Genomic DNA, 21644 nt, shown 5'->3' on the forward strand with positions numbered 1-21644 from the left:
ATCGGGCGGGCGCGCTCAGCCCCGGCGCCCGGCCGCGCCCGGCCTGCGGTCCTCGCTCGCGAAAACGAACAGCAGGCCAAAAAGCGCCAGCCCGGCGTAGAGCGGGACGAACAGGATCGTCGCCGTGACCAGGGCGATGACCCCCTCGCCGGCCGCGTCCTGGACGAGCCGAATATTCGGATCGACCGCCGCGCCAGAGAGCGCCACCGCCCCCGCGATCGGCGCGAGGAACAGCGTGAGGCCGAGCCCGATCACGAAAATCACCAGCGCGATGGCGATCCCGTCGCGCCCGCGCCGCGCCTTGCTGGTCCACATCACGGTGAGCGCCGCCAGCAGCGCGGCGAGCGCGCCCGCCGCGAAACAGATGAGCATAGTCATTCGCCTTCCCCTGAAACCGCGCCCCCTGCGCCGGGCCACTCTCCCGCGCGCCGCCGCCTGCCGCAACCCGAAAGGATGCCGACATGACCGCCACCACCCTCCGCCCCTCGCCCCGCTACGGCGAGATCGAGGACGAGACCGGCGCCACCGTGCTGACCGTGGCCGCCGGAACCCCCAACACCCGCGCGCTGGCGCAGCAGGTCTGCGACCGCTGGAACGGCGCCGGCGCCGCCGCGCGCCATGTCGACCGGCTCCGCGCCGAGCTCCACGCCGCGCGCAAGATCATCGCGCAGCTCAGCCACGAAAAGCGCGACCTCCACGCCGCGCTCGACGCCGCCGGCGATCTCTACCGGATCACGAAAGGAGCCGCGTGATGGCCCGCATCTACCTCGCCTCGAGCTGGAGAAACCCGCATCAGCCGGAGATGGTCAGGTATCTCCGGAACTGGGGGCATTACGTCTACGACTTTCGCAACCCGCCGAACGGCGTCCCCGGCTTCGCGTGGTCCGAGATCGATCCGGACTGGGAGAGCTGGACAGCGGAGGAATACCGCCGCCATTTGACCACCAGCCCCATCGCGGCGCGTGGCTATGTCTCGGATCTCCGCGCCATGGAATGGGCGGATACCTGCGTCCTGCTGCTCCCCTGCGGTCGCTCCGCCCATCTCGAAGCGGGATGGTTCGCCGGGCGCGGGAAGCGCTGCCTGATCCTCACGCAGGACGGCGAGGAGCCCGAGCTGATGGCGCTGCTCGCAAACGAAATCTGCACGTCCCCTGATGAGCTGCAGCAATGCCTCAGCGGGCGAATCAAGGGAGCCGCGTGATGCCGTATGTGCAAGTCTGGATCCCCGACGAGCCCTGCGATGGAGACTGCGACGCCGCCGCCGACGCGGAGCGGCGGAACGAGCGGATGCAGGTGGTCCTCGACACCGTCGAGGCCTTCGTCCGCTGCGGCGACACCGAAGCCGCGCTCGATGTCATCTGCGGTCACCGCGCTCCGGCGCGAAAGCTCCCGGGCGCGGTCGATTCCGATTACGCCCGCTGGCGGCAGGGCTCCCTCGCCGGATACGTCCCGCCTCAAGCGCCGAGCCCCACCGGCCCGAACTGAGCGACCGGTGCTTAGCCCACGCATCATCCCTCTGCTGAGCGCGGCGGAGGCGGCGGAGATCCTCGGAGTCTGCGGCAAGACGCTCGGCGACCTCCGCCGCGCGGGGAAAATCCGCTACGTCGAGATCAGCAGCAGGTGCTACAAATACCGCGAATCCGATCTCGAGGAGTTCATCGAAGCGCGGGTGAAGGTGGCGGCATGTCAGTCTACAAACCGAAAAACTCGCCGTACTGGCACTACGACTTCCAGATCCGAGGTCGTCGGATTCATGGAACAACGGGCCAGGCGTCTAAAACAGCGGCGCGGCGAGTAGAGACGCTCGAGCGCCAGCGCGCGGCCGAGCCCGCGGCCCGCCAGCCGATCACGCTCGACGACGCCGCCGGCGCGTATTTCTCGCGCCAGATCGAGGGGCGCTCCATCGCCCCGACCACAGATTACCAGATCGCGAACCTCATCCACGGCCTCGGCGGCGGCGCGCTCCTCAGCGAGATCGGGCAGGAGGCGGTGGCTCGCTACACCATGCGCCGCCGGCGCGCCGTCGCCGACACATCCGTCAACCGCGAGATCGAGGTGCTCCGCGCGATCTGGTATTTCGCGCGCGACGTGCTCGACCGCGACACCGGCCGCGCGCCGAACTGGGGCAAGCTCTTCTTCCGCGAGCCGGAGCCGACGAAGCGCGAGCTGTCCGACGCGGAGGAGACGCGGCTGATGAAGGCGCTCCGCCCGGACCTCCGCCCGCTGATCGCCTTCGCGCTCGCGACCGGGCTCCGGCTCGACGGCTGCCTCTCGCTCCGCTGGTCCGATATCGACATGGCCGCGCTGACGCTCTCGACGCGCGGCAAAGGCGGCAAGACCCTGATCAAGCCAATCACCCGGCGCATCGCCGCCCTGCTCAGCGCCCAGCCCCGCACCGGAGCGACCGTCTTCACCTATGTCTGTCAGAAAAGCCGCGCCGGGCGGCGCAAGGGCGAGCGCTACCCGCTCACCAAAACCGGATGGCGCCGGGCGTGGGCGGCCGCGCTGGCCGAAGCGGAGATCGAGAGCCTCCGCTTCCATGATCTCCGCCACACCTTCGCCACCCGCCTGCTCCGCGCCAGCGGCAATCTCGGCCTCGTGCAAAAGGCGCTCGACCACTCCGACATCTCCACCAGCACCCGCTACGCCCACGTCCTCGACGAGGATCTCCGCGCCGGGATGGCGGCGATGGAGGGGGTGCCGAAGATCCGGCGCGCGAAATAACCCGCGCCGCCCCCCCGATTTATTTTCGGCCTGCCCTTGCGCAGTAGCGCCATTGGCGCTATCTATGATCCATAGGCGGAGGGGATAGGCCCACGCCAAACCGGGAGACACCGAGATGACCGAGGCCGAGACCATCCGCAAAGTCGAGCAGGAAATCGGCGACCCGCAGCGGGAGACCCGCCTGCACGTCAACGCCAGTGAGACGCTGCACACGCTCGCCGCCCAGGTTAACGCCGCGTACGCCGAAATGACCGCGCTCTCCCAGGCGATCACCGCCATCCGGAACGCGCCGATCGACGCTTGCAACGCGACGCGCTCCGTCGATGACATGCTTTTCGGAGAGACGCCCGAACCCGCCCCCGCGCCCGCTGAGTTGGTCGCCGCCCACGACGCCGCCCATGCCGCGCACCGCGACGCCCTCGCCCGCCTCCGCGCCGAAGTCGCCGCCGAACTGCAAGACCGCACCGCATGACCAACGGGGCTTCGGCCCCGTCCCCACACAAGGAGAAATCGAGATGACCACCACCACGATTAGCAAAACCGGAGACGCCGAAGTCACCCTCAAAGCCGACGACCCGTACACCGGCGAGGACATTTGCCGCGTGTTCTCGATCCCGGCTTCGGGAGGATACGTCCGCGACGCGAATGGCGCGCAGGTTTGCGTCGGCCTTGAGCGCCTCGGCCACACGCTGGAGGCGTCAGACGGAGACGATCTTCTCCGGGTGATCCGCAAAAACTGGGCCACCGCTCGCCGCAACGCCGCCAAGCATCGCTGAAATCGGGGCTTCGGCCCCACACGAGGAGATAGACAATGGCCATCATCACGATCCACGGCGTCAACAGAATCGGGCTCCAGGAGATCCGCGCCGACCTCGAACGCTTTGGAAAGTACCCTCCCGCCCTCGTGGACGCCTTCGCCCGCGCCTACGCCTACGACCTAGAAGAAAGCCTCGATGGAGGCGGGGATGCGTCTTTTGAGATCGCAGGCATCAACACCAAGAGCGGCAACCCGCACGTCTGCACAGTCAGCCCGGAGGGGATCGACAAGCGAGAAGTTGACGTCTGACGTTCCGGTGAGGGCGGTGCGCGCCGCCCGATCCCGAGCGCCAAGCATCGCTGGACCCAGGGCTTCGGCCCCACACACAAGGAGAGAGAAGATGACCAGATACCCGATCAACGCCCAATACGACATGCGCGACGGCCTGACGCACGATGGCATGGCCGAGACCGCCGAGGAGGCCCGCGCGATCATGTCTGCGATGCTCACCGTTGCGAACGAAGAACCGACCGAGGCTCCGGAGCCCTACATCACCAGCACCGAAGTGGGGCCGAAGGGCTCGCGGGAGCAGCTCTCGGACTGGTGGGCCGATGAGATCGCCGCAGGCTATGTGACGCCGATCGCAGTCTACGGCGGATATGTCGCTCAGGTCGAATACTGGACCGCCGCATGACCTCCGCCGAATTCAAGGCGGCGCGGAATGAGCTTGGCCTCACTCAGGCGCAGCTCGCCGAGATCCTCGACACTGCGCCGCCGACAATCAGGAAATGGGAGGCGCCGACGGGCCGGAGCACCGCGCGCGGGCCGAACCCGGTCGCCTGCCGGGCGATGCGCTGGATGCTCGCCGGATTCCGCCCGCCCGAATGGCCTCGCGCCCGGCGCAAAACTGACGCCGAGTCCCGAAATAGTCCCGAACGGCATAGTGGGCAGGGGTAAGTAATCCAGCAATATCAAACGGATAGTTACGTTAGCGCGCCTCGTCCCAAACCAGATGCGCTACCAGGCTGCGCTACGCTCCGACGCTCCCTAGATAGCCTCGGGCGCGCCGCGATGAAAGAGGAGATGAGAGCGCTTTCAGCCGATCCACGAAAAGCGCGCCGGCGCGCATGCGGCCGCCACGGCGCGCCCGGATCAGTCGCAAGGCCAGACAGGCGCCTCGATCGCCGGATGACGCGCCGGCGCGCCGCGCTTGATTCCGCGCGCCGCCGCCTCGCCCGCATTGACCTCCAGCACGGTTTGCGCGGTGCACCCGGAAGGGATGTGCTCGGTCGAGAAAGGGGTCGTTCCCGAGACGATGGAGCAGACGACGCCGCGCCGGTTGATGAAGATCATGTCGAGAGAGAGCGGCGTGTCCTTCATCCAGAACGTCACCTGAGCCGCCGCCGGATAGACGAAAAGCATGCCCGCATCCGCGGCCATCTCCTCCCGATGCATCAATCCCCTGGCGCGGGCGCTTTCAGTATCGGCGATCTCGACGGAAAACGACGCCGCGCCGGACGCGGTCTGAAACTCGATCCGTCCCGGCTCGCAGACATCGGCCGCCGCCGGAACCGCCAGAAGCGCCGCGAGCGCCAGAATAACCGGCCGGAAAATCAGACCTGCTCCGTCGACGGCCGCGCCGGCGCCGCGCCGGTCCCCGCATCCACCAGATCCCAGGATCGAACCGCCGCCGCCATCCGGCCGCGCGGCCCGTCCGCCACCCTGACCGCAATCGCCTCCCCCGGCGCGAGATCGGGCAGACCGGCGGCGCGCAGCACCTCCATATGAAGGAACACATCCGCCGTATCTCCGAACACGTTGACGAAGCCGAAGCCTTTCGCGCGATCGAACCACTTCACCTTCGCCGCGAGCCAGTCCCCGGTCGCGATGAGCGTCTCCATCACCTCGGTCGGCTTCGCCACCGGCCCCAGCGGCGCGACCGGCGCGGGAGGGTCGATCATGAGAACCGTGAGCGCCTGCCGGCCCCGGTCGCCGCGAACGGCCTCCAGCGTCACCCGGGCGCCCTCCTGAGCCTGCGACAGGCCGGAGCGGCGCAAGCAGTTCGCATGGAGCAGAACATCGCCGCCCCCGTCATCCGCCGCGACAAACCCGTAACCCTTGCCGGTGTCATACCATTTGACCCGGCCTTCGACAGTCTCCACATCGTTTGCGTCTGCGATACCCAAGACAGCCACCCCACTGGTCGTCGAACGCTTAAACACCGGAGCGCGATAGTACCATCGCGGGCCAAGATCTGGCAAATTTATCCGCTCACCTTAATGTGGCGTCAAGACTTCAGTCGACGGGGCCCATCGGTGACGAAATTGATTCGGGAATTTGGCGCGGTCGCGTGGGCCGCTTTCTGCGCTCTGGCGTTGTTTTCTTGCGCGGCGGGGACCGGCTCCGCGCCGAACGAGGAAATCGGCGACCATGCGCGCCTGGCGACGGCGGCGGCGCCGCCGGCGGTTTTGGTCGCCGACGAATCCGAAGTCGCCGCCGCCGCAGACGTCGCCGACGCCGTCGCGATCCATATCGCCGCCGCGCCCGGCGCCCGGATGGTCGAGATCTCCGCGATCCCCTGGCTGCGCGCCTCGCCGGAGGGCGCCGCGTTCATCGGCTCCGCGTTCCCCAGGGCGGCGGCGCGCGGCGCGCCGCCCGAATCCTGCCCGGCCGCCGCCGCGTCGGTCATGGCCGCGCCGCCCGCGACCACGCGCTCCGGCGCGGCGGCGGCGGCGCTCAACCTTTGCCTCGCGCAGCTCGAACGGCGCCATGCGCCGGAAACCTGCGGATGCCGGGTGGTCGCCCTCGATGACGCGCTTCTCGCGGCGCAGGAGGATTTCGTCTTCGCGCCGGGCGTCTCCGCGCTCATGATCGGCCCGGACGGCGCGCGAAGGCTGGTCGCGGAGACGCTTCCGCCCATCGCCGGCGCGGAGCTGGTCTCCCTCCGCGACGCGAGGGGCGAAGTCGCGCGGCTCGCGCTCAGGGACGACGCGGCCGAGATGGTTCTCGGCGACGGCGCCCGCTATTCCGGCGTTCGGCGCCCTTTCGGGTATCGGCGCGGACGGCTGACGGAGCGCCTGGCGCTCACCGGCCCCGCGAACGAGACCATGACCATTCTGATCGGCGTCGAAGCGCGCGATGTTTTCCCCGATTGATGAACGAAGCCTTGCGCTCGCACCCTTCGACAGGCGAAATCCGGATACGTTCAACCGTCCAGAGGCCCTCATGTTTCAGGATTTCACCGATTCTCCGTCAGCCGCCGGCGCCGGGCCGCTCCCGGATCTCCGGGCCGAGATGAACGCGAGGGGGCTGGACGGGTTCATCATTCCGCGCGCCGACGCGCATCAGGGCGAATATGTGCCGCCCGCGGACGCGCGCCTCGCGTTCATGACCGGGTTCACCGGCTCCGCCGGCGTCGCCGTCGCGCTCGCCGAGGACGCCGCGATCTTCGTTGACGGGCGCTATACGCTTCAGGCCGAGGCGCAGGTGGACGGAACAGCGTGGAGGCGCCTGTCCCTGCACGAGGTCCCGGTCGGAAAATGGATCGCGGAGACGGCGCCGAACGGCGCGAGAATCGGCTTCGACCCCTGGCTTCACGGCAAGACCGAGATCGACGCGATCGAGACCGCGCTCAGCGCGATCGACGCCGTCGCCGTTCCGGTCGAGACCAACCCGGTCGACGCCATATGGCGCCATCAGCCCGCGCCCCCCGCCGCGCCGATCCGCCCGCACGCCGCCGCGCTCGCGGGGGAGGAATCCACTTCGAAACGCGCCCGGATCGGCGCCGCCGTCCGCGAGGCCGGCGCCGACGCGGCGGTGCTCACCTTGCCGGACAGCATCGCCTGGCTGCTGAACATCCGCGGCGGCGACATCCCCCGCAATCCGGTGCCGCTCGTCTTCGCCATTCTTCGCGCGTCGGGCGAGACGACGCTTTTCATCCGGGCCGGCCAGGACGCGGATCCGGCGCTCGCCGCCCATCTCGGGCCCGACGTTCGGATCGCGGCGCGGGCCGACTTCCCCGCCGCGCTGCAGGGCCTCGGCGGCGAGAACGTTCTTCTCGACCGGCGCTCAAGCCCCCTCGCCGTCGCGCATGCGCTCACGGCGGCGGGCGCGGCCATCGTCTGGGGCGACGATCCCTGCGTCCTGCCGAAGGCGATCAAGACCTCGGCCGAGATCGACGGCGCGCGCGCCGCGCATCTTCGCGACGCCGCCGCGGTGGCGCGCTTTCTCGCCTGGCTGGACCGGGAGGCGCCCTCCGGCCGACTGACGGAAATCGCCATCGCGAAGCGGCTGGAGGCTGAGCGGCGCGCGACGAACGCGCTGATGGACATCTCTTTCGACACCATCGCCGGCGCCGGCCCGCACGGCGCCATCGTGCATTACCGCGTGACGGAGGCGAGCGACCGCACGCTCTCGCCCGGCGAGTTGATGCTGGTCGATTCGGGCGGCCAGTATATCGACGGCACCACCGACATCACCCGCACCATCGCGGTCGGGACGCCGCCCGAAGGCGCCATCCGCGCGAACACGCTGGTGCTGAAAGGCATGATCGCCGTCTCCACCGCCCGCTTTCCGCCCGGCGTGAACGGCCGCGATATCGACACCATGGCGCGCGCCGCGCTCTGGCGGGCCGGGTTCGACTACGATCACGGCACCGGGCACGGAATCGGCGCCTATCTTTGCGTTCACGAGGGGCCGCAATCGCTCTCCCGGCGGGGCGCGGTTCCGCTTCGCCCCGGGATGATGGTCTCGAACGAGCCTGGATATTACCGCACCGGCGCGTTCGGAATCCGCATCGAGAATCTGCTCCTTGTCGAAGCGCCATCGATCCCCGCCGGCGGCGACCGGGCGATGATGGGCTTCGAGACCCTGACCCTCGCGCCGATCGACCGGCGGCTGATCGACCCGGCGCTGCTCTCCGCCGAGGAGCGCGCCTGGCTCGACGCGTATCACGCGCGGGTCCGCTCGACGTTGAAACCCCTTCTCGACGAGCGCGACGGCGCATGGCTGGAGGCCGCGACGGCGCCGCTGCAATCTCCACCATGACGAACAGTTTGAGCACAATTCATGATTATATGGATAAACGGAAAGTAAATAGTAAACAAACCATGCTTCGACAGAATAATATACGATTTATTGACTCCTGTATATCACCTTGCCTAACTACATGAATTTGCTTATGGATTGCACATCACCGTGACCAGTCCGGGTTGCCGCCCCCTATGAGACGCTTGCTCCGATTTCTGACTGGGCACCACATCGTGCCCCATTTCAATTATATCGAACTCGCCATCATGCTGGTGACGCTGGTCCAGTGGCTTGTGCTCGCCACCCTCGTCGGCGCGATCGTCGGCACCGGGACCAGCTTTTTCCTGCACGCGCTATTCTTCGCCATCGACCTCACCGCGTCGGCGCCGTTCTGGCTGCTGGCGATCATGCTTCCGACGGGCGGATTGTTGAACGGCCTGCTGCTGCATTACGGCTACCGGATCAATGTCGGCGGCCTGAACGACTCGCTGTTCGACGCCGTTCACGTCCAGAAGGGGCATATGCCGTTCCGGACGATCCTGATCAAACCGGTGGCCGCCATCATCACCCTCGCATGCGGCGGCTCGGCCGGGAAGGAGGGGCCATGCTCCCATCTCGGCGCGTCGCTGGGCGCGGCGATCGGCGAGCTGCTGCATCTGAACTCCGAGCTCCGCCAACGTCTCGTGGCGTGCGGGGTGAGCGCCGGCTTCGCCAGCGTCTTCGGCACGCCGGTCGCCGGGGCCATCTATGGCGTCGAGGTGCTGTCGATCGGGCGCATCCGCCACGACTTCCTGTTTCCGGCCGTCGTCGCCGGGATCACCTCCTTCCTGGTCAGCAAATGGTGGGATCTCCCGTATCTCTACTATCACCTCTCGCACCTGCCGGATTTCTCCGAACTGCTGTTCATCAAGATCATCGGGATCGGCGTGATCGCCGGGATCGTCGCGCTGATCTTCGTCGAGCTTGTTCACGGCATGACCCGGTTCTTCACGGCGGTCCGGCTTCGCTTCAAGCTGTGGCCGCCGCTGATGCCGGTCATCGGCGGGGTGATCATCACGTTGCTGGCCCTGGTCATCCCGACCGATTATCTCGGCCTCAGCCTGCCGCTGGTCGAGCGCGCCATCGGCGGGGAGCCGATGCCCTATCTCGGCTTCTTCTGGAAGACGCTGGTGGTCGCGATCACCCTCGGGTCGGGGTTCTATGGCGGCATCGCGACGCCTCAATTCGTGATCGGCGCGATGGCCGGCAACGCGTTCGCGCCGCTGCTCGGCCTCGATCCGGGCCTCGGGGCGGCGGTGGGGTTGGTCTCCGTCATCGCCGCGGCCTCCAACACGCCGATCGCGGCGATCCTGATGGGCATGGAGCTGATCGGGGGCGGCGTCAGGATCGTCTATCTGGCCGGCGCCGCGATCGCGGCCTATGTGGTCATCGGCCACCGCAGCATCTATCTCGGGCAGCGCATGGCCTATTCGAAATCCTCTTGGATGCGGATTCAGCCGGACTTGCAGGTCGGGGCCGAGAAGGTCCGCCTGTCCCTTGGCCTGGTGCGCTGGTGGCGCCAGCGGCGCGGGTGGCGCCCCGACGCGCACCACCATCACCATCACCACCACCCTGTCAGCGCGCCGCCGTCAGAGGTCAGCCGCGGCGACGAATCCCAAGCGGCTGACCCGCCTGCTTCGGCCGAGGCAGATGCGCCTGCGCCGCCCGCAACGCCTCCAGCCGCGCCAGCGTCCACTCCGGATAAGGAGCAGGACGGCGGCTATCGAGATCCACATTGATGCCGAGACTCTCGTAGGTGGCGGCGGGCTGGCCTGTGCGCTCGGAGATCATGGTTCCGAAGAAATGCATGCGCTTTTCGTCATGGTCGAGCAGCAGGGTCTCGACATGGAACCGCTCGCCTTCGAGAAGCTCACCGAGATAGAGGATCTGCGTCTGAAGCGCCATCGGACCCAGCCTGCTGCGCTTCACGAAACGCTCGCCCACGCCGATCCAGTTGTCGAGAAAGTCATCGAACGCCCGATCGAAGGCGAGCGTGTAGTAGGCGACGTTCATGTGCCCGTTGTAATCGATCCACCCCGGCTCGACCACTTGCGTCTCCATGATCAGCGGCCCCTTGGGGAAGGTCCGGTCGGGACAGGAGGGGGACAAATCGCGCATCGGGCTTCCTTTCTCTGCCGTGAACGCGGCGAGATAACCGGAAACCGGCCGCAACGGCAAACGCCGCCTTCACGCGCGCCTCAAAATGCGCGCCGGCGGCTTCCCCGGCCCGATATTTCGGGATACGCCTGTCGCATCAATCGAGGAGACGCTGGCGATGAGCATAGACAACGCGATACGGAAGATCCGCGATCTGATCGGCGAACGGCTTTCAACCTCGTCATCGGTGCGCGATCTGCATGGTCAGAACGAATGCTACTATCCGGTGACGCCGCCGGACGCCGTGGCCTTTCCCCGGAACACCGAGGAGGTCTCCGCGATCGTCAAGATCTGCTCGCAGGAGGACTGTCCGATCATCGCGTGGGGCACAGGCACCTCGCTGGAAGGGCACGCGCTTCCCTTCAATGGCGGGATCACCCTCGACATGATGGAGATGAACAGCATCATCGCGATCAATGCGGAGGACATGGACGCGGTCGTGCAACCCGGCGTCACCCGTGAACGGCTCAACGAGGAATTGCGCGCGACCGGGCTTTTCTTTCCCGTCGATCCCGGCGCCAACGCCTCGCTCGGCGGCATGGCGGCGACCCGCGCGTCCGGCACCACGGCGGTCCGTTACGGCACGATGCGCGAGAATGTTCTCGCGCTCGAAGTGGTGCTGGCCGACGGGCGGATCATCCGGACCGGCACCCGCGCCCGGAAGTCCTCATCCGGCTACGACCTCACGAAACTGATGATCGGCTCCGAAGGCACGCTTGGAATCATCACGGAGCTGACCGTCCGCCTCCAGGGACAGCCGGAAAGCATCACCGCCGCCGTTTGCGCCTTTCCAGATATGGACGCGGCGGTGAACACCGTCATCCAGACGATCCAGATGGGCGTGCCGATGGCGCGGATCGAGCTCGTCGACCCGGTCGCGATCCGCGCGGTGAACCTCTCGGGCGAAATCTCGCTGCCGGAGAAGCCGCATCTCTTCGTCGAGTTCCACGGAACCGAAGCCGGCGCCAAGGAGCAGGCGGAGACCTTCGGCGAGATCGCCGCCGAGCATGGCTGCGCCGGATTCGAGTGGTCCGCCAATCAGGAGGAGCGGAATCGCCTCTGGCATGCGCGGCACAATTTCTACTATGCGTCGCTGAAGCTGAAGCCGGGGTCCCGCGGGGTCGCCACCGATGTCTGCGTCCCGATCTCGCGCCTCGCGGAGGCCCTGCTCGAGACGGCGGCGGAAATAGAGGAAGCCGGGCTCATCGCGCCGATCGTCGGCCATGTCGGCGACGGGAATTTCCACGTCGGCTTCCTCGTCGACCCGGAAAAGCCGGAGGAGCTGGAGGAGGCGAAGCGCCTCACGCATTCGATGAACCGCCGCGCGCTTCGCCTCGGCGGCACCGTCACCGGCGAGCACGGCGTCGGCTTCGGCAAGAAGCGCTACATGGAGGAGGAGCACGGGGCGGGCTACGCCCTGATGGCGGAGATCAAGCGCACGCTCGATCCGAAGAACATCCTCAACCCCGGCAAGGTGGTCGACATCAACTGACGGGCGATGCGCATGATACGGCGTTAAGGCCGATTTTCGGCGCGCGGCGGCGGGCGTTCATGTGCTAGATTGGTCCTTCGTTTTTAAAGGATCTTATCATGTCATCCCGCTCACTGGCCCTCATCATGCTCGGCGCGGTTATGACCGCCGCGCCAGTCGGTGCGCTGGAGCGCGCCGGCCAGGTCTCCACCGTGCAACAACAGGCGTTCCAGGCTTCCGGCCAGGTCGGCTTCACGGTCGAGAAGGGAGCCGATATTTTTCAGCAAGCCCGCGTCTACACCAAACAATACGGCTCGATAGAAATCAGGTTGGAGGATGGCACGAACCTGACCGTGGCGCCGAACGCCTCACTCGTCATCGACGAGTATGTTTTCGCGGGCGACGCGAAGCCCGGCGTGATTGCGCTCTCGCTGGCGCGCGGAGCGATCCGCATGATCAGCGGTCGGATGCCGGAAGACGGCGTCTCCATCAAGACGTCGGTCGCGACCATCGGTGTCCGCGGAACCACTTTCTGGGTCAACGCGATCAGCGACGAAGAAACCCAACTCTGGGTGACCGAGGGAGCCGTCACCGCCACGGCCACGCAATCGGGCGAGCGGTTCGAATTCGCGGCGCCAAGCCATGTTACATGCTCAGCCGTCTCCTGCGTTGCGGGTGGGACGCCGCCAGTCCCGGCGACCTTTCCGCTCGGAGATGCCGGTGGCGGTGGCGACGGGCCGGGAGACGACGGGGGCGGCGAAAGCGGAAATGATCGCTGAACCCGCCTCAGCCGGCGGCGGCCTCCAGCAGCGCCGCCGCCGCGCCCCGCGCCGCGTCGGTCACCTCGTCGCCGGAGAGCATCCGGGCGATCTCGTCGCGCCGCTCCTCAGCTGAGAGTCTCCTGAGCGTCGTCCGGGTGACGCCGCCGGCGACCGCCTTCTCAATCCGGAATTGCGCGTCGCCAAAGGCCGCCACCTGGGGCGAATGCGTGACGACCAGAACCTGCGCGCCCTTCGCCAGCCGCGCCAGCCGCCGCCCCACCGCGTCGGCCGTGGCGCCGCCGACCCCGCGGTCGATCTCGTCGAAAATCATCACGCCCGAGGCGCCGCGCGCCGAAAGCGCGACCTTGAGGGCCAGAAGCAGGCGTGAAAGCTCGCCGCCCGAAGCCACCTCGCCGAGCGGGCCGGGCGGCGCGCCGGGATTGGCGGCGATGGAGAAGGCGACCTGATCGCCGCCATCGGGCCCGGGCGGCGTCTCGGTTATCGTGGTGGTGAAGACCGCGCGCTCCATCTTCAGCGCCGGCAGCTCCGCCGCCACCGCCCGGTCCAGGGCCGCCGCCGCCTCCCGCCGCTTCGCGCCGAGCGCCGCCGCCGCCTCGAGATGCGCGGCCTCCGCCGCCTGCGCCGCCCGGCGAAGCGCCGTCAGCTCGCCCTCCCCTTCCGCGATCTCCGACAGTTTCTTCGTCATCTCCTCCGCGAGGGCGGCGAGGTCGTCCGGCGGGCGCTCATGTTTCCGCGCCAGCGCCCGGAGCGCGAAAAGCCGCTCCTCCACCCGCTCCAGCTCATGCGGATCGAACTCCATCTCCTCGACCGCCGCCTCGACGCCGGCCGCCGCCGTCGCCAGCGCCTCCAGCGCCCTGTCCAGCGCCTCGATCGACGGGTCGAGCCGCCCTTCCGCCGCTCCGGCGGCGTCCGAGAGCCGACGGAGGGCGTCGAGGGCCGCGCCCTCCGCGCCCTCCGGGCCGAGAAGCGCGGCGGCGCGCGCCACCTCCTCGCCGATGCGCGACGCCGCCTGCATCGCGCGCCTCCGCGTATCGAGCGCGTCGTCCTCCCCGGCCTCGGGCGCGAACTGGATCAATTCGGCGACGCTGTGCTCCAGATACTCGCGGTCCCGCGCCGCCGCCTCGACACGGGCGATCGCGGAAGCCAGCGCTTCGCGCGCTTCTCTCTTGCGCCTGAACGCCGCCCTGCACGCGGCCAGCTCCGCGTCCGCGCCGGCGAACGCGTCGAGAAGCCCGCGATGCCCACGCGCGTTCAGAAGGCCGCGATCGTCATGCTGGCCATGCACCTCGACCAGCGCCTCCCCGATCCCGCGCAACGTCTCGGCGCTGATCCGCCGGTCGTTCAGATATGCGCGCGACGGCCCGTCCGCCGCGGCGACGCGGCGAAGGATCAGATGTTCGGCGTCCATGTCGAAACCGGCTTCATCCAGCAGCGCCCGGACGCCGCCGACCGCCTCCGGCGCCAGGGTCGCGGTCACCGAGCCCTCGCGCGCGCCGGCCCGGACCAGCCCACGGGCGTCCCTCCGGCCGAGCGCGAAGCCGAGCGCGTCGAGAAGGATGGATTTCCCGGCGCCCGTCTCCCCGGTCAAGACGTTCAGACCAGACGAAAAATCCAGATCGAGCCGTTCGATCAGAACGATGTTCCGGATCTCCAAACTCTCCAGCATCGTCGTTTCGCCAGCCTTTCGTCGGATCCTTTCGATCAGAATTGATCGCCGTAGAAGACCTTGCGGAAATTTCGGCTGAGCCAGCTTTCCTCGTCGATCTCCGGGCCGAGCCGCTGGCCCGTCAGCAGCGCGTAGCTGTCCACATACCATTCCGAGCCGGGGTAGTTGTAGCCCAGCACCGCGGCGGCGTTCTGCGCCTCGTTCACGACGCCGAGCGCCAGATAGCTCTCGACCAGCCGGTGCAGCGCCTCCGGCGTCTGCGACGTGGTGTTGTATTGCTCGACCACCCGGCGAAACCGGTTTATCGCGGCGATGTAGTGCCCCCGGCCCAGATAATATCGGCCGATCTGCATCTCCTTGCCGGCGAGGTTGTCCAGCGTCAGATCCCGTTTCAGGGCGGCGTCGCGCGCATATCTGCTGTCGGGATAGCGTTCGATCACTTCGCGCAGCGCCTGATTGGCGCGGATCGTGTCGCCCTGGTCGCGCTCGACATCCGAAATCTGGTCATAATAGCTGAGCGCGACGATGTATTGCGCATAGGCCGCGTCGGCGTCCGACGGGAAGAAGTCCAGATAGCGCTGCGCGGCCAGCCGCGCCTCGTCGTATTTCCGCCCCCGGTAATAGGACTCGGCCGAGCGAATCATCGCCGTCTTGGCGAGATTCGAATAGGGGTAAAGCCGCTCGACCTCGTCATACCCCTCGGCGGCGGCGACAAAATCCCCATCGACCGCATTCGCGTCCGCCTCCGCGAAGATGTCCGCGGCCGGGCGCGCGTCATCCACCAGGCTCTTCTCGCTCGAGCACCCGCCAAGCGCCAGCGCGGCGACAACCGCCGCCGCAAGCACGAAAGACGGGCGTGCGGCGCGCTCTGCGCCGATCTCAGTGTCGCGATTCATTCCGGCATCCCTCGCCTGCTTGTCCGCTCCGCCAGTTCAGGCGACAGACGGCTTGATAGCATGGATCGCAGACGCGCGTCATGCGCCGGCTGTCGCGCCCCGCCGATACCGCCGCGCGCCGACGGAGACAACCCGCCGCATCCATTCCGATAAAAACGGGCGCTCCGGAATGGACCGGAAGCGCCCGCTGGTCGCGACAGGGAGAGGTCGCGGATCAGTTCGCCTGGCGGCGCAGGAAGGCCGGGATCTCCATGCGAAGATCCTCGTCATCCTCCGCCGGCTCTTCATGCCGCTCATCGATCACCGGGCGCGTATAGCCCCTCGGGGCCGGCTCGCGCCGCGCAGCGGCGGCGGGAGCTTGCGCCGGGAGCGGGGCGATCCGCCCCGCGGTTCCGGCATCGCCGCGGCCTTTCGCGCCGCCGCCGCCGGTCATCCGGTGAATCAGGCTGTTGAGGCCGAAGCGGCTCTTGTCGGCTTCCGCTCCTTCCGCGGCCTCCCGCATCCCCGCGACGGTGAAGGGCGTGGGGTCGCCCGCGTGCGCGGCGCGGCGTTGCGGCTCCCGGCGCGGCGCGGGCTCGTCCTCGACGTCGGCGCGCGGATCGCCCGGCTCGACCGGCGCAGGCGCGATGAAGTTGCCGCTTCCGCCCTGCTCTTCCTCGGCGAAGAGATTCGGCTCCGGCTCGCGCGAGCGCGTGTCGGGCGCCGCCGCCGCGCGCATGGCCGGCTGCGGTTGCGGCTGCGGTTCGGGACGCCGCGCGGCCATCGCCGGCGCCGCCGACGCGCGGCGGGGCGCCGGGGCCTCGGCCGTCGTCGGCACGATCCGGCTGGTGGTCGCGGGCCGGCGCTCGGACGTCTGCGGCTGGGTCTCGCCCATCGCTTCCACGTCGATGCCGGTGGCGACGACGGAGACGCGCATCCGCCCCTCCATCTCCGGATCGAGCGTGGAGCCGACGATGATGTTCGCCTCCGGATCGACTTCGGTCCGGATCCGGTTCGCCGCCTCATCGAGTTCGAACAGGGTCAGATCGTACCCGCCGGTGATGTTGATCAGGACGCCCTTGGCGCCCTTCAGGCTGACTTCATCGAGAAGCGGGTTGGCGATCGCCTTTTCGGCGGCGTCGATGGCCCGGGTCTCGCCTTCGGCCTCGCCGGTGCCCATCATCGCCTTGCCCATCTCGTCCATCACCGACCGCACATCGGCGAAGTCGAGGTTGATGAGCCCCGGACGCACCATCAGGTCGGTCACGCCCTTGACGCCCTGATAGAGAACGTCGTCCGCCATCATGAAGGCTTCGCCGAAGGTCGTGCGCTCGTTCGCGATGCGGAAGAGATTCTGGTTCGGGATGATGATCAGCGTATCGACCACCTGCTGAAGGGCGTCGATGCCGCCTTCAGCCTGCTTCATCCGCTTCGCGCCCTCGAACTGGAAGGGCTTGGTCACCACGCCGACGGTCAGGATGCCCATCTCGCGCGCCGCGCGGGCGATGACCGGCGCCGCGCCGGTGCCGGTTCCGCCGCCCATGCCGGCGGTGATGAAACACATGTGGCTGCCCTGAAGATGCTGCGCGATCTCGTCGAGGCTTTCCTCCGCCGCGGAGGCGCCGATCTCGGGGCGCGCGCCGGCCCCGAGGCCTTGCGTCACGCCGACGCCGAGCTGCAGCCGGCGGCTCGATCTCGTCTGCTGGAGCGCCTGCGCGTCGGTGTTCGCGACGACGAACTCCGCACCCTCGAGATTCTTCTCGATCATGTTGTTGACGGCGTTGCCGCCGGCGCCGCCTACGCCAAACACGGTGATGCGAGGCCGGAGCTCGTCCGCTTCCGGCGACTTCAGGTTAAGTGCCATGGGTTCCGCCTGTATCTTGTCACTGCTGCCACGCCTTCGTTTGTTTCGTTTTGAGGCGTTATCCTCAAACCCTATCCCATGAAGAGAATCATGTCGATGTAAAATCCCTTAAAACCCTACCAATTGTCGCGGAACCAGCGGACCGCGCCGGCGAGGCGGCGCCGATTGGGAAATGTCGCCGCCGGCTCGAAATCCCAGACCTCGTCCCGCGGCAGCGCCGCATGCAGCGCAAGGCCGACGACGGCCGCGCAATCGGGCCCGCTGGCCGCTTGCGGCAGGCCCGCGATCCGCATCGGCCGGCCGATCCTGACCTGCCGGCCGAGGATCCGCTGCGCGGTCTCCTCCACGCCGGTGAGCTGCGCGCCGCCGCCGGTCAGAACGATTCTCCGCCCCGGAAGGTGCTGGAACCCGGCCTCGTCCAATCGGCGGCGCGCGGTCTCCAGAATCTCCTCCAGCCGCGGCCGGATCACCCCGATCAGCGCCGAACGCGGGATCCGCCGCCGCTCCGCGGGATGATGCTCTCCGAGATACGGCGCCTCGATCAGCTCCCGGTCGTCCAGCCCGGTGGCGATTGCGCCGCCGTGCCGGACCTTGATCTTCTCCGCTTCCTCAGCCGGGATCGACAGGCCGACGGAGATGTCCTGCGTGAGATGATCGCCGCCGATGCGGGCGCTGTCGGCGTGGATGAGGTGGCCGCGCAGGAAGACCGCGATATCCGTCGACCCCGCGCCGATATCGATGCAGGCCGCGCCCAGCTTCTGCTCATCCTCGACCAGGCTCGCGAGCCCGGCCGCATAGGAGCCGACGACGACGCCGGCGAGCTCCAGATCGCACCGCCGCACCGACGCCGCGAGATTGCGGAGCGGCATCCGGTCGACGGAGACGGCGTGAATGTCCACCGCGAGCATCCGCGCGGTCATGCCGCGCGGATCCGCGGTCGCGGTGCGCCCGTCCAGCGTGAAGTTGACCGGCATCGCGTGAATCATCTCGCGGCCCTCGCGCCGGTCGGGCCAGTCGGCGGCGGCCAGCGCGCGCGAGATGTCGCGGCCCGTCGCCTCGTCCGCCTCCATCTCCACTTCGCCGAAGCTGGAGGCGCTGCGCGGCCGGGCGCCGGAGACGGTCGCGATCACCTGATCGACGCGGGCGCCGGCGGCCTTCTCCGCCCGCTCCAGCGCGGTGCGGATGGCGCGCTCGGCCTCCTCCATCTCGACGATCTCGCCGAGGCGCACGCCGCGCGACTGCGTGACCCCGGCGCCGATGACGCGAAGCGCGTTATGCGCTTCATGGGCCGAGCCCGAGGCCTGCGCCCGCTCCAGCGCCGCCGCATCGACCTTGAGGATCAGGCACACGGTCTTGGACGAGCCCACGTCGATCACCGCGATCAGGCCGCGGCGGAGGGCCGCGCGGAGGCGTTCGCGCATGGCGCGCATGTCGGCGAGATAGGGGTTCATGCGTCTTTTCCAGCTTTTCTCGGCTCACGGGAGTTGCGGGCGGCTTCGAGGGCCTCGACGCCGCCCGCGGTCAGACGGAGAGTCGGGCGGCGCTCGAGGCGAAGATCGACATGGCTCACTTCGCGGGAGAGCACGCGCTCGCCCGCCTCCAGCGCCGCGACATAGCTCATCGCGTCGGCGGCGCCGGCGGCGGGCAGCATGATCCGCGGCCCGTCCTCGATCACCACATCCCAGCGCCGTTCGCCGACGCGCACGAGGCCGCGAATGCGCGCGGCCAATCCGCCTGCGGCGTCGAGCACCGCCTGCGCGTCCGCGGCGGCGCGGTCGGCGCCCGCGCCGGCGATCAGCGGCAGATCCGGCCGCTCCGCGCGCGCCGCGAGGGATGCGATGCGCCCGCCATTCCGGTCAAGAAGCGTGAGGTCCGGGCCCATCCGCCAGACGAGCGCCGGCGTCCGCTCCTTCACCGTCACGATCAACGTCTCCGGCGCGACCAGACGCGCGCCCGCGCTCTCGACCCAGCCGAGCGCGCCAACCGCCGCGCGGATCGAAGCCGCGTCCGCCGCCAGCGACGACGCGCCGATCCAGGGTTGCAGCGACGCGCGCACCGTCGCCGCGACGGCGGGGCTCGCGCCCCTCACCTCGATCCGGCGTATCGCGAATTCCGGCCGCGCGACGATCTCGCCGCGCACCGTCTCGAACCGGTCCATCGCCGCCTGTCTGATATCCGGCTGCGCCAGAGCGCCGCCGAGCGCGATGAGCGCGGCGGCGACGGGGACCTGCACCATGATCACGCGGCGAAACGCCGGGCTTCTCCAGCGCCGTTTCAGCCTGAACGCGATGCGGGACGGCGCCGGATCGCGCTGGAGGAATTTTCGTCTCAGCGCGCGCATGACGCATCCTCGACGATCCAGCGGCAGAGGTCCGGAAAGCTCATCCCGCAATGCGCCGCCTGCTCCGGCGCCAGCGATGTCGGCGTCATGCCGGGCTGAGTGTTCGTCTCCAGCACGATCAGCCCCTCGACCCCTTTCGCCTCGTCCCAGCGAAGATCGGTTCGCGTCACGCCGCGGCAGCCGAGCGCCTGATGGCAGCGAAGAGCGTGTTTCATGCAGGCGTCGAACACATCCGCCGGAATATCGGCCGGGACCACGTGCCGCGAGCCGCCGTCCTGGTATTTCGCCGCGTAATCGTACCAGCCGGTCGTGGAGAGGATGTCCGTCACGGTGAGCGGCCGGTCGCCGAGCACCACGACGGTCAACTCGCGCCCCGGCGCGTAAGCCTCGACCAGAAGCTCCGGCGGCGCCCCCGCCTCCAGCCGCGCCGGGCCGTTGGCCCTCTCGCGGACGATGTAAACGCCGACCGAAGAGCCTTCGTTATAGGGTTTCACCACATAGGGCGGCGCGATCGGATGCCCGGCCGCGATCTCCTCACGGCTGGCGAGCCGGCCCTCCGCGACCGGAACTCCGGCCGCGGCGAAGACGTCCTTCGCGCGGATCTTGTCCATCGCCAGCGCGGAGGCGAGCACGCCGGAATGCGTATAGGGAACGCCGAGCACCTCCAGGAGGCCCTGAACGCAGCCATCCTCGCCGCCCCGGCCATGGAGCGCGTTGAACACCACATCGGGTTCAGCCGCGGCGATGTCCGCCGCGAGCCCGCGTCCTGCGTCAATCTCGACCACGTCGTAGCCCGCGCTTCGCAACGCCGCCGCGCACTCCCGGCCCGACGCGAGAGAAACCTCGCGTTCGGCCGACCAGCCGCCTTTCAGCACCGCTACGCGGGGTGTCCTGCTCGACATCCGCGCCTCTTTCCACCCGTTTCCCGGGCTTTCCCCGTATTTCACGGGGTTTTCTCACTAACCGGCCTTCGCCGGCGTCGTCAGGTGCCCGGATGTTCCCCGATCCGCCTGATTTCCCACTCTAGCGCGATCCCGGACGATTTGAGAACCCTTTCCCGCACCATCTCCCCAAGATTTTCGAGATCGGCCGCCGTCGCGCCGCCGGCGTTGGTCAGAAAGTTCGGATGCTTCACGTTCATCACCGCCCCGCCGAGGCGCAATCCGCGGCACCCCGCCTCGTCGATCAGCCGCCAGGCCATCCGTTCCTGTCCGTGATCTCCCCGCCCGGTGGAGGAGAATCCGGCCGGATTCCGGAAGGTGGAGCCCGCCGTGCGGTCCGCCGTGGGCTGGCTCTCCGCCCGGCGCTTCAGCGCGTCCGCCATCCGCGCCTCGATCGCGTCGGGCGCTTCGGGCCGCCCCTTCAGGATCACGGAGACGATCACCGCGCCCGCAGGCGGCGCCGAGGCGCGATACCCGAAATTCATCTCCGCCGGGGTCAGCGTGATGATCCGGCCGTCGCGCGTCACCGCCTCCGCGGATTCGAAGACATCGGCCATATAGGCGCCATAGCACCCCGCGTTCATCGCCGCCGCGCCGCCGATGGTCCCGGGGATGGTGCGCAGAAACTCCAGCCCGCCGACGCCAAGCCGGGCGGCGGTCTTCGCCGCCTGCGCGTCGAGCATGCCCGCGCCCACACGCAGGCGCGCGCCCTCAAGCTGCTCGACGGCGCCGAAGCCCGGCCCGACGATCCGGATCACCGCCCCCCGGACCCCGCCGTCCCGGACGATCAGATTGGAGCCGACGCCAAGGATCGTCACCGGAACCGCAGCGTCGAGCGCGCCCAAAAATGCGCGCAGCTCGCCCGTGTCCTTCGGTGTGAACAGCGTCTCCGCCGGGCCGCCGACCCGAAGCCAGGTGAAGGGCGCGAGCGGCCGGCGCGCATGGATCCGGCCCGAAAACCTCTCCGCCAGCGCCGGGTCGAGAGCCGTCATCGCCGCG

General features: G+C 68.6%; 25 protein-coding genes and 1 pseudogene. 15 read left to right on the forward strand and 11 right to left on the reverse strand.

The genetic code is table 11. From position 1 onward, the window contains the following. Window positions 1-15: 15 nt before the first annotated feature. Window positions 16-378 carry a hypothetical protein gene (locus WG921_RS12055; RefSeq protein ID WP_340109487.1) on the reverse strand — a complete coding sequence of 121 codons (363 nt, stop codon included), beginning with the start codon at window positions 376-378 and terminating at the stop codon, window positions 16-18. A gap of 83 nt (window positions 379-461) precedes the next feature. Here WG921_RS12055 and WG921_RS12060 point away from each other — a divergent pair, with 83 nt between their 5' ends. The 10 genes from WG921_RS12060 (at window position 462) to WG921_RS12100 (ending at window position 4438) form a co-directional block, all read left to right on the forward strand. Next, entirely contained in the window at window positions 462-752 is a 291-nt protein-coding gene (locus tag WG921_RS12060; protein ID WP_340109488.1) for a hypothetical protein, read from the forward strand. Further along, on the forward strand, window positions 752-1201 hold the full coding sequence (locus WG921_RS12065) for a hypothetical protein (protein ID WP_340109489.1): 450 nt from the start codon (window positions 752-754) through the stop codon (window positions 1199-1201). The genes WG921_RS12060 and WG921_RS12065 overlap by 1 nt, the downstream gene beginning before the upstream one ends. Next, window positions 1201-1485: a hypothetical protein gene (locus tag WG921_RS12070; RefSeq protein ID WP_340109490.1), complete on the forward strand. Its 285-nt coding sequence runs from the start codon at window positions 1201-1203 to the stop codon at window positions 1483-1485. The genes WG921_RS12065 and WG921_RS12070 overlap by 1 nt, the downstream gene beginning before the upstream one ends. A gap of 7 nt (window positions 1486-1492) precedes the next feature. After that, window positions 1493-1798 (forward strand): helix-turn-helix domain-containing protein, encoded by a 306-nt coding sequence (locus WG921_RS17900; protein WP_413788587.1) that lies wholly within the window; start codon window positions 1493-1495, stop codon window positions 1796-1798. Beyond that, window positions 1684-2724, forward strand: a complete 1041-nt coding sequence (locus WG921_RS12075; protein WP_340109491.1) for a tyrosine-type recombinase/integrase — start codon at window positions 1684-1686, stop codon at window positions 2722-2724. The genes WG921_RS17900 and WG921_RS12075 overlap by 115 nt, the downstream gene beginning before the upstream one ends. A gap of 115 nt (window positions 2725-2839) precedes the next feature. Next, complete coding sequence (locus WG921_RS12080) at window positions 2840-3196, forward strand: hypothetical protein (RefSeq protein ID WP_340109492.1); 357 nt, start codon at window positions 2840-2842, stop codon at window positions 3194-3196. A gap of 43 nt (window positions 3197-3239) precedes the next feature. Continuing rightward, on the forward strand, window positions 3240-3500 hold the full coding sequence (locus WG921_RS12085) for a hypothetical protein (protein ID WP_340109493.1): 261 nt from the start codon (window positions 3240-3242) through the stop codon (window positions 3498-3500). Window positions 3501-3535: 35 nt separating this feature from the next. After that, window positions 3536-3790, forward strand: coding sequence for a hypothetical protein (locus tag WG921_RS12090; RefSeq protein ID WP_340109494.1), 255 nt, complete (start codon window positions 3536-3538; stop codon window positions 3788-3790). A gap of 91 nt (window positions 3791-3881) precedes the next feature. Beyond that, window positions 3882-4175, forward strand: a complete 294-nt coding sequence (locus tag WG921_RS12095; RefSeq protein WP_340109495.1) for a hypothetical protein — start codon at window positions 3882-3884, stop codon at window positions 4173-4175. Further along, window positions 4172-4438, forward strand: coding sequence for a helix-turn-helix domain-containing protein (locus WG921_RS12100; RefSeq protein ID WP_340109496.1), 267 nt, complete (start codon window positions 4172-4174; stop codon window positions 4436-4438). Before WG921_RS12095 ends, WG921_RS12100 begins: the two co-directional genes overlap by 4 nt. Before the next feature lie 195 nt (window positions 4439-4633). Here the strand turns inward: WG921_RS12100 and WG921_RS12105 are convergent, their stop codons facing one another. Together WG921_RS12105 and WG921_RS12110 are read right to left on the reverse strand one after the other, a co-directional pair. Further along, window positions 4634-5161 (reverse strand): DUF192 domain-containing protein, encoded by a 528-nt coding sequence (locus tag WG921_RS12105; RefSeq protein WP_340109637.1) that lies wholly within the window; start codon window positions 5159-5161, stop codon window positions 4634-4636. Continuing rightward, window positions 5095-5676, reverse strand: a complete 582-nt coding sequence (locus WG921_RS12110) for a cold-shock protein (protein WP_340109497.1) — start codon at window positions 5674-5676, stop codon at window positions 5095-5097. Before WG921_RS12110 ends, WG921_RS12105 begins: the two co-directional genes overlap by 67 nt. Before the next feature lie 120 nt (window positions 5677-5796). Here WG921_RS12110 and WG921_RS12115 point away from each other — a divergent pair, with 120 nt between their 5' ends. The 3 genes and pseudogenes from WG921_RS12115 to WG921_RS12125 all read left to right on the forward strand — a co-directional run. Beyond that, window positions 5797-6636, forward strand: coding sequence for a hypothetical protein (locus tag WG921_RS12115; RefSeq protein ID WP_340109498.1), 840 nt, complete (start codon window positions 5797-5799; stop codon window positions 6634-6636). Between the two features lie 70 nt (window positions 6637-6706). Then, window positions 6707-8527: an aminopeptidase P family protein gene (locus WG921_RS12120; protein WP_340109499.1), complete on the forward strand. Its 1821-nt coding sequence runs from the start codon at window positions 6707-6709 to the stop codon at window positions 8525-8527. A 389-nt stretch (window positions 8528-8916) separates the two neighbouring features. Continuing rightward, window positions 8917-9924, forward strand: a pseudogene (locus WG921_RS12125) (chloride channel protein); the annotation flags it as partial. 220 nt (window positions 9925-10144) lie between these two features. On the opposite strand, the gene WG921_RS12130 reads toward WG921_RS12125, so the two are convergent. Then, window positions 10145-10666, reverse strand: a complete 522-nt coding sequence (locus tag WG921_RS12130) for a thioesterase family protein (RefSeq protein ID WP_340109500.1) — start codon at window positions 10664-10666, stop codon at window positions 10145-10147. 157 nt (window positions 10667-10823) lie between these two features. On the opposite strand from WG921_RS12130, the gene WG921_RS12135 reads away from it, so the two are divergent. After that, window positions 10824-12197: an FAD-binding oxidoreductase gene (locus WG921_RS12135; RefSeq protein WP_340109501.1), complete on the forward strand. Its 1374-nt coding sequence runs from the start codon at window positions 10824-10826 to the stop codon at window positions 12195-12197. 98 nt (window positions 12198-12295) lie between these two features. Continuing rightward, window positions 12296-12955 carry a FecR family protein gene (locus WG921_RS12140; protein WP_340109502.1) on the forward strand — a complete coding sequence of 220 codons (660 nt, stop codon included), beginning with the start codon at window positions 12296-12298 and terminating at the stop codon, window positions 12953-12955. Window positions 12956-12962: 7 nt separating this feature from the next. Here WG921_RS12140 and recN read toward each other — a convergent pair whose 3' ends face one another. The 7 genes from recN to murB form a co-directional block, all read right to left on the reverse strand. Beyond that, the gene (gene recN, locus WG921_RS12145; protein ID WP_340109503.1) at window positions 12963-14624 is read right to left on the reverse strand and encodes a DNA repair protein RecN; all 1662 of its coding nucleotides are present in this window, start codon (window positions 14622-14624) and stop codon (window positions 12963-12965) included. A 35-nt stretch (window positions 14625-14659) separates the two neighbouring features. Further along, window positions 14660-15520, reverse strand: a complete 861-nt coding sequence (locus WG921_RS12150; protein WP_340109504.1) for an outer membrane protein assembly factor BamD — start codon at window positions 15518-15520, stop codon at window positions 14660-14662. 214 nt (window positions 15521-15734) lie between these two features. After that, the gene (gene ftsZ, locus WG921_RS12155) at window positions 15735-17363 is read right to left on the reverse strand and encodes a cell division protein FtsZ (protein ID WP_340109505.1); all 1629 of its coding nucleotides are present in this window, start codon (window positions 17361-17363) and stop codon (window positions 15735-15737) included. A 116-nt stretch (window positions 17364-17479) separates the two neighbouring features. Next, window positions 17480-18814, reverse strand: a complete 1335-nt coding sequence (gene ftsA, locus WG921_RS12160) for a cell division protein FtsA (protein WP_340109507.1) — start codon at window positions 18812-18814, stop codon at window positions 17480-17482. Next, entirely contained in the window at window positions 18811-19704 is an 894-nt protein-coding gene (locus WG921_RS12165; protein ID WP_340109508.1) for a cell division protein FtsQ/DivIB, read from the reverse strand. Before WG921_RS12165 ends, ftsA begins: the two co-directional genes overlap by 4 nt. Continuing rightward, complete coding sequence (locus tag WG921_RS12170; protein ID WP_340109509.1) at window positions 19692-20606, reverse strand: D-alanine--D-alanine ligase; 915 nt, start codon at window positions 20604-20606, stop codon at window positions 19692-19694. The genes WG921_RS12165 and WG921_RS12170 overlap by 13 nt, the downstream gene beginning before the upstream one ends. Window positions 20607-20686: 80 nt before the next feature. Next, window positions 20687-21637 carry a UDP-N-acetylmuramate dehydrogenase gene (murB, locus tag WG921_RS12175; protein WP_340109510.1) on the reverse strand — a complete coding sequence of 317 codons (951 nt, stop codon included), beginning with the start codon at window positions 21635-21637 and terminating at the stop codon, window positions 20687-20689. Window positions 21638-21644: the final 7 nt, after the last annotated feature.

The organism is Paludibacillus litoralis (assembly GCF_037646705.1).
Taxonomy (GTDB): Bacteria; Pseudomonadota; Alphaproteobacteria; order Rhodobacterales; family Rhodobacteraceae; genus Pikeienuella; species Pikeienuella litoralis.